Source organism: Cupriavidus alkaliphilus, from assembly GCF_900094595.1.
In the GTDB taxonomy this organism is placed as follows: Bacteria; Pseudomonadota; Gammaproteobacteria; order Burkholderiales; family Burkholderiaceae; genus Cupriavidus; species Cupriavidus alkaliphilus.
The window spans coordinates 20,249-35,713 of the sequence record NZ_FMAD01000014.1; the positions used below are offsets into that span (position 1 = coordinate 20,249).

Below are 15,465 nucleotides of genomic sequence, written 5' to 3' on the forward strand. Positions count from 1 at the left end.
ACTCCGGCAAGTTTCCTGCGCCGGGGCGTTCCCGGGCGCACCCCCATGGGCCATGCGCCTTATCGAGCCGTTCTACTGAAGCCAAAGCAAGGACACCTTGAGCACCACTCTGTACGTGCGCTTGCCGCACCGGCCGCATGACCAGCCGCAACCGTGGCAGTTCGGCGCCCTGCCCTTTGCGCTGGTGCGCACGGCGGCGGCCGATGCCACGCGGCGCGGTTTGCCCCGTGCCGCACCGGAAGTGTTGCGAGAAGGCCACGCCCGCATCGCTGACCTGCCCGCGGCGGAGCGGCTGGTGCTGATCCTGGCCGCCAGCGACGTACTGCTGACCAGCGCCAGCGTGCCGCCGCTGCCGCCCGCGCGTTTGAAGCAGGCGCTGCCCAACCTGGTCGAGGATGCCCTCGCCACTGACGCGCAGCCCTGCCATATCGGCATCGGCCCCACCCTCGACGGCGCCGCATCCGCGCGCGGGCCGCGCCAGCGCCTGTTGATGGTGGCGGACCGCGCCTGGCTGCGCGCGGTGCTCGATGCCTTTGCCGAGCACCGCCATCGCCGCCGCCACGTGCTGGCCGCGCAGCTGTGCGTGCCCCTGGCCGCGCCGGCAGAAGAGGAAGCCGGCGCCGAGCCGACGCTGGCGCCGCCCGGGGCGGCGCCGGCTGCGGTGCAGCCGGCCACGCTGGTGGTCGAGGCCGCCGCCAGCGCACTCGCCGAAGGCGGCGCGCTCGGCGACGCATTGGGCGAAGCCTTGCCGGACACCGCCAGCAGCACCGCACGCCAGTGGCAGCTGACCGTGCGCACCGGTGCGTACACCGGATACGGCCTGCTGCTGGGCGACGACGCGCTGGCCGCATGGCAGGCGCTGGCGCCTGAAGGCACCTGGTATGCCGATGGCGAGGCCGCGGCGATGGCGCCGGTGCCCGGGCTGCGCCAGGCCGGTCGCACCGGCTGGCGGCTGTGGATCGACGGTGCGCAGGAATGCCTGCGCGAGCCGGGGCTGGACCTGGCCCAGTTCGAATTCGCGCAGGGCCGCGCCGACCGCTGGAACCTGGTGGCGTGGCGCCTGCCGCTGGCGCTGGCGGCGGGCCTGGTGCTGGTCCAGCTGATCGGCATGAACACCCACTGGCTGCTGCTGCGCAACGAACAGCAACGGCTCGAAGCCGCGCAGGCGCAGACGCTGCGCGGCACCTTCCCGCAGACGCCGACGGTGATCGACCCCCCGCTGCAGATGCGCCGCCAGGTCGAGCAGCTGCGCATCGCCAGCGGACGCAGCACGCCCGATGATTTCCTGCCGCTGGCCGACCGCTTCGCCCAGGCCGCGCGCCGGCTGCCGCCCGACGCGCTGCAGGCGCTCGAGTACCGCGGCCGCATGCTGGTGGTGACGCTCAAGCCCGGCACCGACACCGCCGGCCTGCGCAGCGCGGCGCGCCAGGCCGGACTGCAGATGGACGAAGACAAGGCCGGCAATGCCGCGGGCAGCACCGGCTCCAGCGCAGGCACGCCTGTGACACCCGGCTCGCGCTGGACCATCAAGCCTGGCCTTTGACCGGCGCACGCCCGACATGAACCCATTGAAAGATTCCACCCGCAGCCCTTCGCCCGCCGCCCGCCGCAGCGGTGCCGCCACGCTGCGCACGCGCATGGCGCGGCTGCGCCCGTCGGTGCCGCAAGCCTGGCGGGAACGCTTCGACGCCTTCTGGTCGGCGCGCAACCCGCGCGAGCAGGCTATCCTGGGCGGCGGTGCCGCGGTGCTGGCACTGGTGCTCGGCTACCTGCTGCTGTGGGAGCCGGCCGCCGACGGCCGCGAGCGGGCCGCGCGCAACCTGCCGCAGCTGCGTGCCGACCTGGCCGAGATGGAAACGCTGGCTCAGGAAGCCCGCGGCCTCAAGGCCACGCCGGCGCCGTCGCTGCGCGGCGATGCGCTGACCGAGGCGCTGCAGGAAAGCCTGGGCCAGTACGGCCTGAAAGCCACGCGCCTGGCGGCCGCCGCCGACAACAGCGTGCAGGTGCAGCTGGACAAGGTCCCGTTCGGGGCGGTCAGCACCTGGCTGCAGGACGTGCGCCAGCAGCAGCGCATGAAGGTGATCGATGCGCGCGTGGTCTATGTCGGCGCCACGGCGCTGGTGAACGTTACCGCGACCCTGCAGGGTCCGGGCGGCCGCAGCTGATGGTGCGGCTGGAAACCCTGCGCCTGCCGCGGCGCGCGCTGCGCCAGCCGGCCGCCGCGCGGCGCCTGCGCTGGCTCGGGCTGGGCCTGGCCACGGCCGCGGTGACCACGGTGGCGATGCTGCCGGCAACATGGATCGCTACGCGCGTCGCCACGCAGACCCAGGGACGCGTCCTGCTGGCCGATGCCAGCGGCTCGCTGTGGCGCGGCAGCGCCACGCTGGCGCTGTCGGCCGGCGCCGGCAGCCAGACCGCCACCGTGCTGCCCGGGCGGCTGCAGTGGACGCTGGCGTTCTGGCCGCTGCTGACCGGCCGCGCGCGGCTGGTGCTGACCCATGCCGAGGCCATGGCGGCGCCGGTCGCCATTACCGCGACCCCGGGCGGCTGGACCGCGCAGTCGGGCGCGATGCGGCTGCCCGCGTCGCTGCTCGAGGGCGTGGGCGCGCCGTTCAACACGCTGCGCCCGGACGGCCTGATGCGGGTGGACTGGTCCACGCTGCAGGGCCGGTTTTCCGGCCAGGGCATGACCGGCCATATGACGCTGCGCATCGAGCAGGTATCGGCCGCGGTCAGCCGGCTGCGCCCGCTCGGCAGCTACCGCGCCGAGATCGACTGGACCGGCGCAGGCGGCGGCAAGCTGCAGCTGAGCACCATCGATGGTCCGCTGCACCTGGAGGGCAGCGGCACCCTCGGGCGGCAGGCGCGCTTCGAAGGTACCGCGCATGCCGAACCCGAGGCGGCGACGCAGCTGACCAGCCTGCTGAGCCTGCTGGGACGACGAGACAACAATGTGACTAGGCTGCGTTTCTGATGCCACGCAGAGCGCACAGCCCACGGAAATGACTATGACCACCCACGCCAACCGACCTGTTTTCAAGACCGCCTGCGCCCGCGCCGTGGCATTGCTCTGCGGGCTCTCCTTGCTGGCGCCCGCGCCGCTGTGGGCCCAGCCCGGCGCGCCGGCCGCGCGCAGCCAAGGCACGCCGCCGGCGCCGCCCGACGTCACCCCGGCCAATCGCGACCAGGTGGTGCTGAACTTCGTCAACGCCGACCTCGACTCCGTGATCAAGGCGGTCGGCCAGGCCACCGGCAAGAACTTCGTCATCGACCCGCGCGTGAAGGGCACCGTCAACCTCGTCACCGAGCAGCCGGTCTCGCGCGCGCAGGCGCTGCAGACGCTGGGCTCGGTGCTGCGCATGCAGGGCTATGCCATGGTCGAGAGCAACGGCTTCACCAAGGTCGTGCCCGAGGCCGACGCCAAGCTGCAGGGCTCGCCCACCGTGATCGGCGGCAGCCCCAGCCGCGGCGACCAGGTGGTGACGCAGGTGTTCCGGCTGAACTACGAGTCGGCCAACAACCTGGTGCCGGTGCTGCGGCCGATGATCGCGCCCAACAACACCATCACCGCCTATCCGGCCAACAACACCCTGGTCATCACCGACTACGCCGACAACCTGCGCCGCATCGCCCGCATCATCGCCGCGGTCGATGCGCCGGCCTCGGGTGAGGTCGAACTGGTGCCGCTCAAGCATGCGCTGGCCAGCGATACCGCGGCGGTGCTGCAGCGCCTGCTGGACCCGGCCGCCGCGGGCGCGGCCGGCGGCGGCGGCGGTGGCGCGGCCGTCGATGCCAGCCTGCGCACCTCGGTGGTGGCCGAGCCGCGCAGCAATTCACTGATGATCCGCGCCACCAGCCGAGCGCGCCTGCAGCAGGCGCGCCAGCTGATCGAGAAGCTCGACCAGCCCTACGCGCGCCCCGGCAACATCTGGGTAGTGCCGCTGAAGAACGCCGATGCGATCAAGCTGGCCGCCACGCTGCGCGCCATCGTCGCCGCCGACAGCAGCTTCGCCACCTCGACCCAGCCCGGCGGACAGCCTGGCGGCCTCGGCGGCGCGGCGGGCATGACCAATGTCTCGACGCCGACCGGCGGCCAGTTCACCGGCGGCGCAACCACGACCCAGACCGGCATGCGCAGCGGCACCGGCACCGGGAGCGGCACCGGCGCCTCTGGCAGCTCGGCCTTCGCCGCCTCGTTCGGCACCAATACCCAGCCGACCACCGGCGGCATCATCCAGGCGGACCCGTCCACCAACTCGCTGATCATCACCGCCAGCGAACCGGTCTACCGCAACCTGCGCGGCGTGATCGACGACCTCGACGCGCGCCGCGCGCAGGTCTACATCGAGTCGATGATCGTCGAGGTGACCGCGACCCAGGCCAGCGAGCTGGGGATCCAGTGGCAGGGCCTGATCAGCTCGCCCGGCGGCAACAACAACGTCTTTGCCGGCACCAACTTCGGCACCGGCGGGCAGAACATCCTGAACCTGACCCTGGCCGGGGCGCTGGCCGACAGCAACCGCACCGCCGGCATCGCCGCGGCGCAGGGGCTGGTGCAGGACATCGGCGGCCTGAACCTGGGCATCGTCAACCGGGCCATGGGGCTGGGTGCGCTGCTGCGCGCCCTGGGCACCAACGGCAGCGTCAACCTGCTGTCCACGCCGAACCTGATCACGCTGGAGAACGAAGAAGCCAAGATCCTGATCGGCCAGAACATCCCGATCACCACCGGCTCCTACGCCCAGACCGGCGGCGCGGCCTCGGTCACGCCGTTCCAGACTTTCGACCGCAAGGACGTCGGCATCACGCTGCGGGTGAAGCCGCAGATCACCGACGGCGGCCTGGTGAAGATGCAGATCTTCCAGGAATCGTCGAACGTGGTGCAGGCCACCGCCAACCTGATCCAGGGCCCGACCACCAATGTGCGCTCGATCGAGACCAACGTGCTGGTCGACGACGGCCAGATCATCGTGCTGGGCGGCCTGATCGAGGACAACTATGGCGACGGCGTGCAGAAGGTGCCGCTGCTGGGCGACATCCCCCTGATCGGCGGCCTGTTCCGCTACGAGAACAAGAACCGCTCGAAGACCAACCTGCTGGTGTTCCTGCGGCCCTATGTGATGCGCACGGCCGGCGCCACCGACCGCCTGACCGCGGACCGCTACGACTATATGCGCGCGCAGCAGCAGGGCTTCGTATCGCCTAACATCATGGTGCGGGACACCAACACGCCGATGCTGCCGCCGGCCGACGCGCCGACCACGCCGTTCGTCAACCCGCGCACCAACGGCGCCGTGCCCGGGCCGCTGCCGCTGCCCCAGACGCTGCCGCAGAGCGCGCCGCAAGCGGGCGTGCCGGGTCAGCCACAGCCGCTGCAGGCGGCCCCGCAACCGGTGCCGGAACCGGTCCCGCAACCCCTGCCGCAACCCGCGCCGCAAGCGCCGGTGAGCGCCCCGCAACCGCTCAACCAGCGCGGCGAAGCCGCACTTCCGTACTGAGGCCCGTCATGGCCAGCGAAGTCCAAACCGCCCTTTCCACCGGCAGCGCCGGCATCAACCCGCCGGCCGAACTCGAGCCACCCTCGCCGATGGCGGCGCGGCTGGTTTCCTACGGCTTCGCGCGCGAGGCGCCGCTGCTGATCGCGCACCAGCGTCCCGACGGGCTCGAGGTGTGGGTCAGCCGCGCCACCTCGCCCACGGCGCTGGCCGAAGTGGCGCGCGTGCACGGCGCGCTGCGCCTGCGCGTGCTGGAACCCGAGGCGCTGGAGCATGCCATGTCCGACGCCTATAACCGCCAGGACGGCAGCGCCGCGCAGGTGGTGGGCGAGGTCGAGGGCGAGGTCGACCTGTCGCGCCTGATGCAGGACATTCCCGCGGTGGAAGACCTGCTGGAATCCGAAGACGATGCGCCGATCATCCGCATGATCAACGCGCTGCTGACGCAGGCCGCGCGCGAGGGCGCCTCGGATATCCATATCGAGCCGTTCGAATCGTCGTCGGTGGTGCGCTTCCGCGTCGACGGCACGCTGCGCGACGTGGTGCGGCCCAAGAAGGCGCTGCACGGCGCGCTGATCTCGCGCATCAAGATCATGGCGCAGCTCGACATTGCCGAGAAACGCCTGCCGCAGGACGGCCGCATCACGTTGCGCGTGGGCGGGCGGCCGGTCGACGTGCGTGTGTCGACGCTGCCCACCGGCCACGGCGAGCGCGCGGTGCTGCGCCTGCTGGACAAGGAAGCCGGCCGGCTCGACCTGGCCAAGCTGGGCATGGCGCCCGACACGCTGCGCGGCTTCGACCACCTGATCCGACAGCCGCACGGCATCGTGCTGGTGACCGGGCCGACCGGCTCGGGCAAGACCACCACGCTGTATGCCGCGCTGTCGCGGCTGGATGCGCGCACCACCAACATCATGACGGTGGAAGACCCGGTCGAGTACGACCTCGACGGCATCGGCCAGACCCAGGTCAACCCGCGCATCGACATGACCTTCGGCAAGGCCCTGCGCGCGATCCTGCGCCAGGACCCGGACGTGGTCATGATCGGCGAGATCCGCGACCTGGAAACCGCGCAGATCGCGGTGCAGGCGTCGCTGACCGGCCACCTGGTGCTGGCCACGCTGCACACCAACGACTCGGCCTCGGCGGTGACGCGGCTGGTCGACATGGGCATCGAGCCGTTCCTGCTGTCGTCGTCGCTGCTGGGGGTGCTGGCGCAGCGGCTGGTACGGCGCCTGTGCCCGCACTGCAAGCGCGAGGAAGTGATCGAGGTCACGCCCGCCGAGGCCGACGTGCTGCACGCGCAGGGCAAGCCGCTGCAGACCCTCTGGCATCCGGTCGGCTGCGACAAGTGCAGCCAGTCGGGCTACCAGGGTCGCATGGGCGTCTACGAGCTGCTCACGGTCGACGATGAAATCCGCACCATGATCCACCGCCAGGCGCCCGAATCGGAAATCAAGCACGTGGCGCTGGCGCACGGCATGCACACCATGCGCGGCGACGCGCAGCGCTGGATCGACAGCGGCGCGACCTCGCTCGAGGAAGTGCTGCGCGTCACGCGCGACTGACGCGGAGCCGCCCGCATGCCAGCTTTCCGCTATGAAGCCGCCGACGCCGCCGGCAAGACCGACCGCGGCGTGATCGAGGCCGACAGCGCGCGCCAGGCCCGCACCCAGTTGCGCGCGCGCGGACTGACGCCGCTGACCGTCGATGCGCTCGCCGGCGCCGGCCTGGCGCCGCGCGCCGGCAGCCAGCTGTTCGCGCGCAAGCTGTCGACGCAGGAGCAGGCGCTGTTCACGCGCCAGCTGGCCAGCCTGATCGTCGCCGGCCTGCCGCTGGACGAAGCGCTGGGCGCGCTGGCCGACCAGGCCGAGCGGCCCTATGTGCATGAACTGCTGGCCGGCATCCGCGCCGAGGTGATGGGCGGCAGCGCGCTGTCGGTCGCGCTGGCGCAGCATCCGCGCGATTTTCCGGACATCTACCGCGCACTGGTCTCGGCCGGCGAGCACTCCGGCCACCTGGGCGTGGTGCTGGAGCGGCTGGCCGGCTATATCGAGTCGCGCAACACGCTGACCTCCAAGATCCGGCTGGCCTTCACCTATCCGGCCATCGTCACGGTGGTGGCGTTCGCGATCGTGATCTTCCTGCTGTCGTACGTGGTGCCGCAGGTGGTGAGCGTGTTCGCCAACACCAAGCAGAAGCTGCCCACGCTGACCATCATCATGCTGTGGCTGTCGGATTTCGTGCGCAACTGGTGGTGGGCCGCGCTGGCGGTGATCGCAGTGGCCGCGTTCAGCATCCGCCGGCTGCTGCGCCAGCCCGCGGTGCGGCTGGAATGGCACCGCTGGCTGCTGACCGCGCCGCTGCTGGGCAAGCTGGTGCGCGGCTACAACACCGCGCGCTTTGCCGGCACGCTGGCGATCCTGGTTTCCGCAGGGGTGCCGATCCTGCGCAGCCTGCAGGCCGCCGGCGAAACCCTGACCAACGAGGCGCTGCGCGCCAACGTGGAGGACGCCAACACCCGCGTGCGCGAAGGCGCCTCATTGGCGCGCGCGCTGGCGGCGCAGAACCAGTTTCCGCCGGTGCTGGTGCACCTGATCCGCTCGGGCGAAGCCACCGGCAACCTGCCGATCATGCTGGAGCGCGCCGCGCAAGGCGAAGCGCAGGAACTGGAACGCCGCACGCTGTTCCTGACCAGCCTGCTGGAACCGCTGCTGATCCTGACCATGGGGGTGGTGGTGCTGCTGATCGTGCTGGCGGTGTTGATGCCGATTATCGAGATCAATCAGCTGGTGCGGTAGCGGCCGGGAGACGGCGGCGCACTGAGGCGTCGGGGCTGGACTGACATCTTTGGCGGACGCTCCCCTCTCCCGCAAGCTTGCGGGAGAGGGGAGAAAACCAACAGCCGGTTTTACTCCGCCTTCTTGCTCGGACGCTTGCGCGTCTTGCGTGCCGGTGCCGGCGCGGGCGCGGGCGCCGTCTCAACCTCGGCGGCGGCCGGTTCCGCCTCCACCGTCGCAGTCAACACCGTAGTCCCCGGCGCCGCGAACACCGACTGGTCGATCGGCCACGGCGTCTCGCTCAGCGTCACCTCCGGCCGGCGCGCCGCGCGCTTGCGCGCGCCGCTGCGGTTGCCCGCCTTCGGCTCCGGGTCGGGCTGCGGCGCGGCTTCGAGCGGCGGCACCGGTTGCGGCTCCGGCTCGGCCTCCACCACGTCGGCCGCGACAAACGGCGGCTCGGCTTGCGCCGGCGCCTCGGGTTCGGGGTCAACCGTCTCCGGCGTCGGCAGCGGCTCGACCCCGCGGGCCGGCTCCGGCGCTCCCGCAGGAACGGGAGCGGCCTGGCGGCGCGCCGGCTCGGCATGCTGGGCCGGCGGCTGCGGCGCGCGCTGCTGCGGCTCTCCGCCCTTGGCGCGCTTCTTCAGCCGTACCCAGATGGTCTTGTTGTTGCCGCCGTTGCGGGTCTCGACCTCGAACAGGCCGGTCGCCGCGACCAGCTCCGACAGCTTGCCGTAGCCGTAGTTGCGCGAGTCGAATTCCGGCGCCTGCTTGGCGATGTGGTTGCCCATGCTGCCCAGCGTCAGCCAGCCGTCTTCGTCCGATACCGCTTGCGCCGCATTCTGCAGCAGGCGCACCAGGCGCGAGTCCTGGCGCAGCTCGCCGGTGCTGCGCTTGCGCGTGGGCGCGGCGGCGCCGTCGGTGCCGTCCGCGCCGTCGGTGTCGACCTCGGCGCGCAACACGTCGGAATAGATGAACTTGTCGCAGGCGGTGACGAACGGCTTGGGCGTCTTGCGCTCGCCAAAGCCGTACACCGTCAGGCCCTGCTCGCGGATGCGCGAGGCCAGCCGGGTGAAGTCGCTGTCGCTGGAGACGATGCAGAAGCCATCGAAGCGCCCGGTATAGAGCAGGTCCATGGCGTCGATGATCATGGCGCTGTCGGTCGCGTTCTTGCCGACGGTGTAGCGGAACTGCTGGATCGGCTGGATCGAGTGCGACAGCAGCCGCTCCTTCCATCCGGCCAGGTTGGGCCGGGTCCAGTCGCCGTAGATGCGCTTGACGGCGGCCACGCCGTACTTGGCGACCTCGGCCAGCAGGCCTTCGACAATAGCGGGCGCCGCGTTGTCGGCGTCGATCAGCACGGCCAGGGTCGCGGTGCCCTGGCGGGGGGAAATGGTCATGTTCGGATATTCGCTGGCAAGCCGCGCACCGGCGCGGGCGGACAAGGGATCGGGTTGCACCAGGCTGGCAACGCAGATATGACGCACAAGAGACCGCCCGGCCTTGGCGCGGGCGCTCTCGATGCAACGCAGTGTACACGCCAGGCCCTGTCGATACGGGAAATCACGGGCCCGGCCGGCACGCTTTGTGCTGCATTGCAAGGTACCGCCGGTTTTGTGGCGGTGCTACCATGCCGCGCAGAGACACAGCCACCCGGCGCCTTCACAAGAGGCAACGAGGCGGTTGCCCACAACTGCAGGTTTCGGTGATCCCGACAGCACGCCCATAGAGGAGCACGCATGAATGCCCCCCTGACCTCGCCGGTCAGCGACGCCATCCGCCAGGCGCTCGCCAACGTTTCCCTCGAAGACAAATACACGCTCGAACGCGGCCGCATCTATATCAGCGGCACGCAGGCGCTGGTGCGCCTGCCGATGCTGCAGCAGGAGCGCGACCACGCCGCCGGGCTGAACACCGCCGGCTTTATCTCCGGCTACCGCGGCTCGCCGCTGGGCGCGCTGGACCAGTCGCTGTGGAAGGCCAAGAAGCACCTGGCCGCGCACAATATCGTGTTCCAGGCCGGCCTGAACGAAGACCTCGCCGCCACCTCGGTATGGGGCTCGCAGCAGGTCAACATGTACCCCGATGCGAAGTTCGACGGGGTCTTCGGCATGTGGTACGGCAAGGGGCCGGGCGTGGACCGCACCGGCGACGTGTTCAAGCACGCCAACTCGGCCGGCTCGTCGAAGCACGGCGGCGTGCTGGTGCTGGCCGGCGACGACCACTCCGCCAAGTCGTCGACGCTGGCGCACCAGTCCGAGCACATCTTCAAGGCCTGCGGCCTGCCGGTGCTGTATCCGTCCAACGTGCAGGAGTACCTGGACTACGGCCTGCACGGCTGGGCCATGAGCCGCTACTCGGGGCTATGGGTGGCGATGAAGTGCGTGACCGACGTGGTGGAATCGTCGGCCTCGGTCGAGCTTGACCCTCACCGCGTGCAGATCGCGCTGCCGGGCGACTTCATCATGCCGCCGGGCGGCCTGAATATCCGCTGGCCCGATCCGCCGCTGGAGCAGGAAGCGCGGCTGCTCGACTACAAGTGGTACGCCGGCCTGGCCTATGTGCGTGCCAACAAGCTGGACCGCATCGAGATCGACTCTCCCCACGCGCGCTTCGGCATCATGACCGGCGGCAAGGCCTACCTGGACACGCGCCAGGCACTAGCCGACCTGGGCCTGGACGACGCCACCTGCGCGCAGATCGGCATCCGGCTGTACAAGGTCGGCTGCGTGTGGCCGCTAGAAGCGCATGGCGCGCGCGCCTTTGCCGAGGGCCTGCAGGAAATCCTGGTGGTCGAAGAGAAGCGCCAGATCATGGAATACGCGCTCAAGGAAGAGCTGTACAACTGGCGCGACGATGTCCGTCCCAAGGTCTACGGCAAGTTCGACGAGAAGGACAACGCCGGCGGCGAATGGTCGATTCCGCAGGGCCACTGGCTGCTGCCGGCGCACTATGAGCTGTCGCCGGCGATCATCGCCAAGGCCATCGCCACGCGCCTGGACAAGTTCGACCTGCCGGTGGACGTGCGCGCGCGCATCACCGCGCGCCTGGCCATCATCGAGGCCAAGGAGAAGGCACTGGCCACGCCGCGCCTGGTCGGCCAGCAGAAGGCCGAGCGCAAGCCGTGGTTCTGCTCGGGCTGCCCGCACAACACCTCCACCAACGTGCCCGAGGGCTCGCGCGCGCTGGCCGGCATCGGCTGCCATTACATGACGGTGTGGATGGACCGCAGCACCAGCACCTTCAGCCAGATGGGCGGCGAAGGCGTGGCGTGGATCGGCCAGGCGCCGTTTGCCGGCGACAAGCATGTGTTCGCCAACCTGGGCGACGGCACCTATTTCCACTCCGGGCTGCTGGCGATCCGCGCGTCGATCGCCGCGGGCGTCAACATCACCTACAAGATCCTGTACAACGACGCGGTGGCGATGACCGGCGGCCAGCCAGTCGACGGCCAGCTGTCGGTGCAGGACATCGCCTGGCAGGTGCACAGCGAGGGCGCGAAGCAGATCGTCATCGTCAGCGACCAGCCCGAGAAATACAACGCGGCGATCAAGCTGCCGCCAGGCATCGACATCCATCACCGCGACCAGCTCGACCGCGTGCAGCGCGAGCTGCGCGAGGTGCCGGGCTGCACCATCCTGATCTACGACCAGACCTGCGCCACCGAGAAGCGCCGCCGCCGCAAGCGCGGCACCATGGAAGACCCGCCGCGGCGCGCCTTTATCAACGATGCGGTGTGCGAGGGCTGCGGCGACTGCTCGGTCAAGTCCAACTGCCTGTCGGTGGAACCGCTGGAAACCGAGTTCGGCACCAAGCGGCAGATCAACCAGTCGTCGTGCAACAAGGATTTCTCGTGCCTGAACGGGTTCTGCCCCAGCTTTGTCACGGCCGAGGGCGCGCAGGTGCGCAAGCCCGAGCAGCATGGCGTGTCGATGGACAGCCTGCCGCCGCTGCCTGAGCCGCAACTGCCCGCGATCCGCCGCGCCTACGGCATCCTCGTGACCGGCGTCGGCGGCACCGGCGTGGTGACCATCGGCGGCCTGCTCGGCATGGCCGCGCACCTCGAGAACAAAGGTGTCACCGTGCTCGACATGGCCGGGCTGGCGCAGAAGGGCGGCGCGGTGCTGTCGCACGTGCAGCTGGCGGCGCGCCCCGACGACCTGCATGCCACCCGCATCGCCATGGGCGAGGCCGACCTGGTGATCGGCTGCGACGCCATCGTCTCGGCCACCGACGAGGTCATCTCCAAGACCCAGGCCGGCCGCACCCGTGCCGTGGTCAACACCGCGCAAACCCCGACCGCGGACTTCATCAAGAACCCGAAGTGGCAGTTCCCGGGCCTGTCGGCCGAGCAGGACGTGCGCAATGCGGTGGGCGAGAAGTGCGACTTCATCAATGCCTCGGGCCTGGCCGTGGCGCTGCTGGGCGACGCCATCTACACCAACCCGCTGGTGCTCGGATACGCCTGGCAGAAAGGCTGGATCCCGCTGACGCTGCAGGCGCTGGAGCGAGCCATCGAGCTGAACGGGGTGGCGGTGGAAAAGAACAAGGCCGCCTTCGACTGGGGCCGCCATATGGCGCACGACCCGGAGCACGTGCTGTCGCTGAGCGGCAAGCTCAAGAGCGCCGCCGAAGGCGCGGCCGTGGTCAAGCTGCCGGCGTCTACCGGCGCCCTGCTCGACAAGCTGATCGCGCGCCGCGTCGAACATCTGACGGCGTACCAGGATGCGGCTTATGCCGGCCGCTACCGCGAAGCGATCGAGCGCGTGCGCGCGGCCGAGGGCGCGCTGCTGGGCAGCGGCAAGGCCCTGCCGCTGACCGAGGCGGCGGCGCGCAACCTGGCCAAGCTGATGGCGTACAAGGACGAGTACGAAGTGGCGCGCCTCTATACGGACCCGGCCTTCCTTGACAAGCTGCGCGCGCAGTTCGAGGGCGAGCCCGGGCGCGACTACCAGCTCAACTTCTGGCTGGCCCCGCCGCTGAACGCGAAGCGCGACGACAAGGGCCAGCTGGTCAAGCGCAGGTTCGGCCCTTCGACGATGAAGCTGTTCCGCGTGCTGGCGAAGCTGAGGGGACTGCGCGGCGGCATCCTCGACATCTTCGGCAAGACCGAAGAGCGCCGCACCGAGCGCGCGCTGATCGGCGAGTACCGGGCCTTGCTGGATGAACTGGTGGCGGGCCTCAATGCCGCCAACCACGACACCGCGGTGGCGCTGGCCAACCTGCCCGACGACATCCGCGGCTTCGGCCACGTGAAGGAAAACAACCTGAAGGCGGTGCGCGCGCGCTGGGCGAAACTGCTGGAGCAGTTCCGGCATCCGGAGACGGCGCAGCGGGCGGCCTGACGGCGAGAAGTTTTGCAGGGCCCCCGCGTTTTCTCCCCTCTCCCGCTTGCGTGAGAGGGGCCGGGGGAGAGGCGGGAGTATCTCGATGCGTGGTGCCTTGCTAAACCACCCCTCACCCTGCCCTCTCCCCATGCGGGGAGAGGGCAACACCGTCGGTCTGCCCTACGGCTGCGCCAGCTCCTTCTCCCCCGGCTTGAGATACATGGAGTTCTTCGGCTGCGACAGTACCCGGCGTACCATCGGCTCGAAGAACGACAGCGGCAGCGTGTCGTAGTCGGTCATGAAGGCGGCGGCATCGTACTTGCGGCAGAACTCCGCGGTGCGCTCGAACAACTCCGGCTGGCTGCGGTACTGCTCGCGCAGGTTGCGATCGAGCCCGAGGTGATGGAAGAAATAGTAGCCCTGGAACACGCCATGCTTCTCCACCATCCACAGGTTTTCGGCGCTGACGAAGGGCTTGAGGATGGCGGCGGCGATGTCGGGATGGTTGAAGCTGCCCAGCGTATCGCCGATATCGTGCAGCAGCGCGCAGACCACGTATTCCTCGTCCTGGCCGTCGCGGTGGGCGAGCGTCGCGGTCTGCAGCGAATGTGTGAGCCGGTCCACCGGGAAGCCGCCGCAGTCGCCGTCGAGCAGGCGCAGGTGCGCCAGAACGCGGTCAGGCAGCGCGCGTGCGAACGGCATGAACTCGGCGGAGATGGCGGCCCAGTCGTCGCGGGTGCCGTGTTCCATATGGCTGAAGGTGGCGCGTGCAGGCGTGGGGGTGTCGCTCATGCGGGTCTCCTTTTGTGGGCGATTTTTTGTGGGCGATTTTTGTGGGCGATGCGTGGGCGTGCCGCCATCGTCTTGAAACAGCTTGCAGGCATTGTGGCACCCGTGACCGGACTACACTGTCAAAAACCAAACAATGTGCCGGCATATTGCGGCGCAGCAGCGTTGCTGTGATGCCGGCGCGAACGAACCCAGTCGCAAGGAGTCAGACATGACCTTCAACGGAAGCTGCCATTGCGGCAACATCGCCTTCGCGGTCGAGGCCGACAGCATTCCCAGCGTGATCCGCTGCAACTGCTCGATCTGCCGCCGGCGCGGCCACCTGCTGTGGTTCGTCCCGCGCGCGTCCTTCAAGCTGGACACGCCCGAGGGCAACGCCTCCACCTACCGCTTCAACACCATGAAGATCGCGCACCGCTTCTGCCCGGTGTGCGGCTGCGGCCCGTATGCGGATGGCCAGGACAAGGACGGCAAGCCGATGGCCGCGGTCAATGTGCGCTGCCTGGACAATGTCGACCTGGATAACCTCAAGATCATCGACTATGACGGACTACACCACTGACGCGACGTTCCGCATCCTCGGCCTCGACCACCTGGTGTTGCGCAGCGCCGATGTGGACGCGCTGCGGCGCTTCTATGTCGACGTGCTCGGCTGCAGCGTCGAGCGCGAGCAGACCGACCTGGGCCTGACCCAGTTGCGCGCCGGTGGCAGCCTGATCGACCTGGTCACGCTCGATGGCCCGCTGGGCCGCGCGGGTGGCGCCGGTCCGGGCGCGCAGGGCCGCAACCTCGACCATTTCTGCCTGCGCATCGACCCGTTCGACGCGCAGGCGCTGCGCGCGCACCTGGCGGCGCATGGCATCGACGCGGGCGAAGTGGCGCAGCGCTTCGGCGCCGAAGGCAAGGGACCCTCGCTCTATGTGCAGGACCCCGACGGCAACGTGGTCGAGCTGAAAGGACCGCCCACGCCGGTGACCGCACAGTAACGCGCGTTGCGGCCGGCGCGCCGCGAGCAGCCGGCGCGCGGCATCGCTACAATTTCCGACTGGCCCCAGGCGCGCCGCTTCTGTGGCGGCC

The 15,465-nt window shown here is 69.9% G+C and carries 11 protein-coding genes; 9 read left to right on the plus strand and 2 right to left on the minus strand.

What is annotated here, in order from left to right; all coding sequences use genetic code 11:
- The first annotated feature begins 97 nt into the window (after positions 1–97).
- The 6 genes from gspL to gspF all read left to right on the plus strand — a co-directional run bounded on the left by gspL (position 98) and on the right by gspF (position 8,296).
- On the plus strand, positions 98–1,543 hold the full coding sequence (gspL, locus tag GA0116996_RS23990) for a type II secretion system protein GspL (RefSeq protein WP_092316593.1): 1,446 nt from the start codon (positions 98–100) through the stop codon (positions 1,541–1,543).
- Between the two features lie 16 nt (positions 1,544–1,559).
- Positions 1,560–2,165 carry a type II secretion system protein M gene (locus GA0116996_RS23995; RefSeq protein WP_092316595.1) on the plus strand — a complete coding sequence of 202 codons (606 nt, stop codon included), beginning with the start codon at positions 1,560–1,562 and terminating at the stop codon, positions 2,163–2,165.
- A complete protein-coding gene (gene gspN, locus GA0116996_RS24000; protein ID WP_092316597.1) occupies positions 2,165–2,974 on the plus strand; it encodes a type II secretion system protein N in 810 nt (269 codons plus the stop codon). Before GA0116996_RS23995 ends, gspN begins: the two co-directional genes overlap by 1 nt.
- Positions 2,975–3,008: 34 nt before the next feature.
- A complete protein-coding gene (gene gspD / locus GA0116996_RS24005) occupies positions 3,009–5,498 on the plus strand; it encodes a type II secretion system secretin GspD (protein ID WP_092316599.1) in 2,490 nt (829 codons plus the stop codon).
- Between the two features lie 89 nt (positions 5,499–5,587).
- Entirely contained in the window at positions 5,588–7,063 is a 1,476-nt protein-coding gene (gspE, locus tag GA0116996_RS24010; protein ID WP_092316792.1) for a type II secretion system ATPase GspE, read from the plus strand.
- Between the two features lie 15 nt (positions 7,064–7,078).
- Entirely contained in the window at positions 7,079–8,296 is a 1,218-nt protein-coding gene (gene gspF, locus GA0116996_RS24015) for a type II secretion system inner membrane protein GspF (RefSeq protein ID WP_092316601.1), read from the plus strand.
- 110 nt (positions 8,297–8,406) lie between these two features.
- Here gspF and GA0116996_RS24020 read toward each other — a convergent pair whose 3' ends face one another.
- Entirely contained in the window at positions 8,407–9,672 is a 1,266-nt protein-coding gene (locus GA0116996_RS24020) for an NYN domain-containing protein (protein WP_092316794.1), read from the minus strand.
- Positions 9,673–10,011: 339 nt separating this feature from the next.
- Between GA0116996_RS24020 and GA0116996_RS24025 the strand changes: the two genes are divergently transcribed.
- The gene (locus GA0116996_RS24025) at positions 10,012–13,617 is read left to right on the plus strand and encodes an indolepyruvate ferredoxin oxidoreductase family protein (RefSeq protein ID WP_092316603.1); all 3,606 of its coding nucleotides are present in this window, start codon (positions 10,012–10,014) and stop codon (positions 13,615–13,617) included.
- Between the two features lie 162 nt (positions 13,618–13,779).
- On the opposite strand, the gene GA0116996_RS24030 is transcribed toward GA0116996_RS24025, so the two are convergent.
- Positions 13,780–14,391, minus strand: coding sequence for an HD domain-containing protein (locus tag GA0116996_RS24030; RefSeq protein WP_092316605.1), 612 nt, complete (start codon positions 14,389–14,391; stop codon positions 13,780–13,782).
- Positions 14,392–14,599: 208 nt separating this feature from the next.
- Between GA0116996_RS24030 and GA0116996_RS24040 the strand changes: the two genes are divergently transcribed.
- Positions 14,600–14,950 carry a GFA family protein gene (locus tag GA0116996_RS24040; RefSeq protein WP_092316607.1) on the plus strand — a complete coding sequence of 117 codons (351 nt, stop codon included), beginning with the start codon at positions 14,600–14,602 and terminating at the stop codon, positions 14,948–14,950.
- On the plus strand, positions 14,931–15,374 hold the full coding sequence (locus GA0116996_RS24045; RefSeq protein ID WP_092316609.1) for a VOC family protein: 444 nt from the start codon (positions 14,931–14,933) through the stop codon (positions 15,372–15,374). The genes GA0116996_RS24040 and GA0116996_RS24045 overlap by 20 nt, the downstream gene beginning before the upstream one ends.
- Positions 15,375–15,465 lie beyond the last annotated feature (91 nt).

Excerpts from the sequence above, each read along its gene's own strand:
- GA0116996_RS24045 (WP_092316609.1), top strand. The coding sequence starts at position 14,931 with ATGACGGACTACACCACTGACGCGACGTTCCGCATCCTCGGCCTCGAC.
- GA0116996_RS24025 (WP_092316603.1), top strand. The coding sequence starts at position 10,012 with ATGAATGCCCCCCTGACCTCGCCGGTCAGCGACGCCATCCGCCAGGCG.
- gspD (WP_092316599.1), top strand. The coding sequence starts at position 3,009 with ATGACCACCCACGCCAACCGACCTGTTTTCAAGACCGCCTGCGCCCGC.
- GA0116996_RS24040 (WP_092316607.1), top strand. The coding sequence starts at position 14,600 with ATGACCTTCAACGGAAGCTGCCATTGCGGCAACATCGCCTTCGCGGTC.
- gspE (WP_092316792.1), top strand. The coding sequence starts at position 5,588 with ATGGCGGCGCGGCTGGTTTCCTACGGCTTCGCGCGCGAGGCGCCGCTG.
- GA0116996_RS24020 (WP_092316794.1), bottom strand. The coding sequence starts at position 9,672 with ATGACCATTTCCCCCCGCCAGGGCACCGCGACCCTGGCCGTGCTGATC.
- GA0116996_RS23995 (WP_092316595.1), top strand. The coding sequence starts at position 1,560 with ATGAACCCATTGAAAGATTCCACCCGCAGCCCTTCGCCCGCCGCCCGC.
- GA0116996_RS24030 (WP_092316605.1), bottom strand. The coding sequence starts at position 14,391 with ATGAGCGACACCCCCACGCCTGCACGCGCCACCTTCAGCCATATGGAA.
- gspF (WP_092316601.1), top strand. The coding sequence starts at position 7,079 with ATGCCAGCTTTCCGCTATGAAGCCGCCGACGCCGCCGGCAAGACCGAC.
- gspN (WP_092316597.1), top strand. The coding sequence starts at position 2,165 with ATGGTGCGGCTGGAAACCCTGCGCCTGCCGCGGCGCGCGCTGCGCCAG.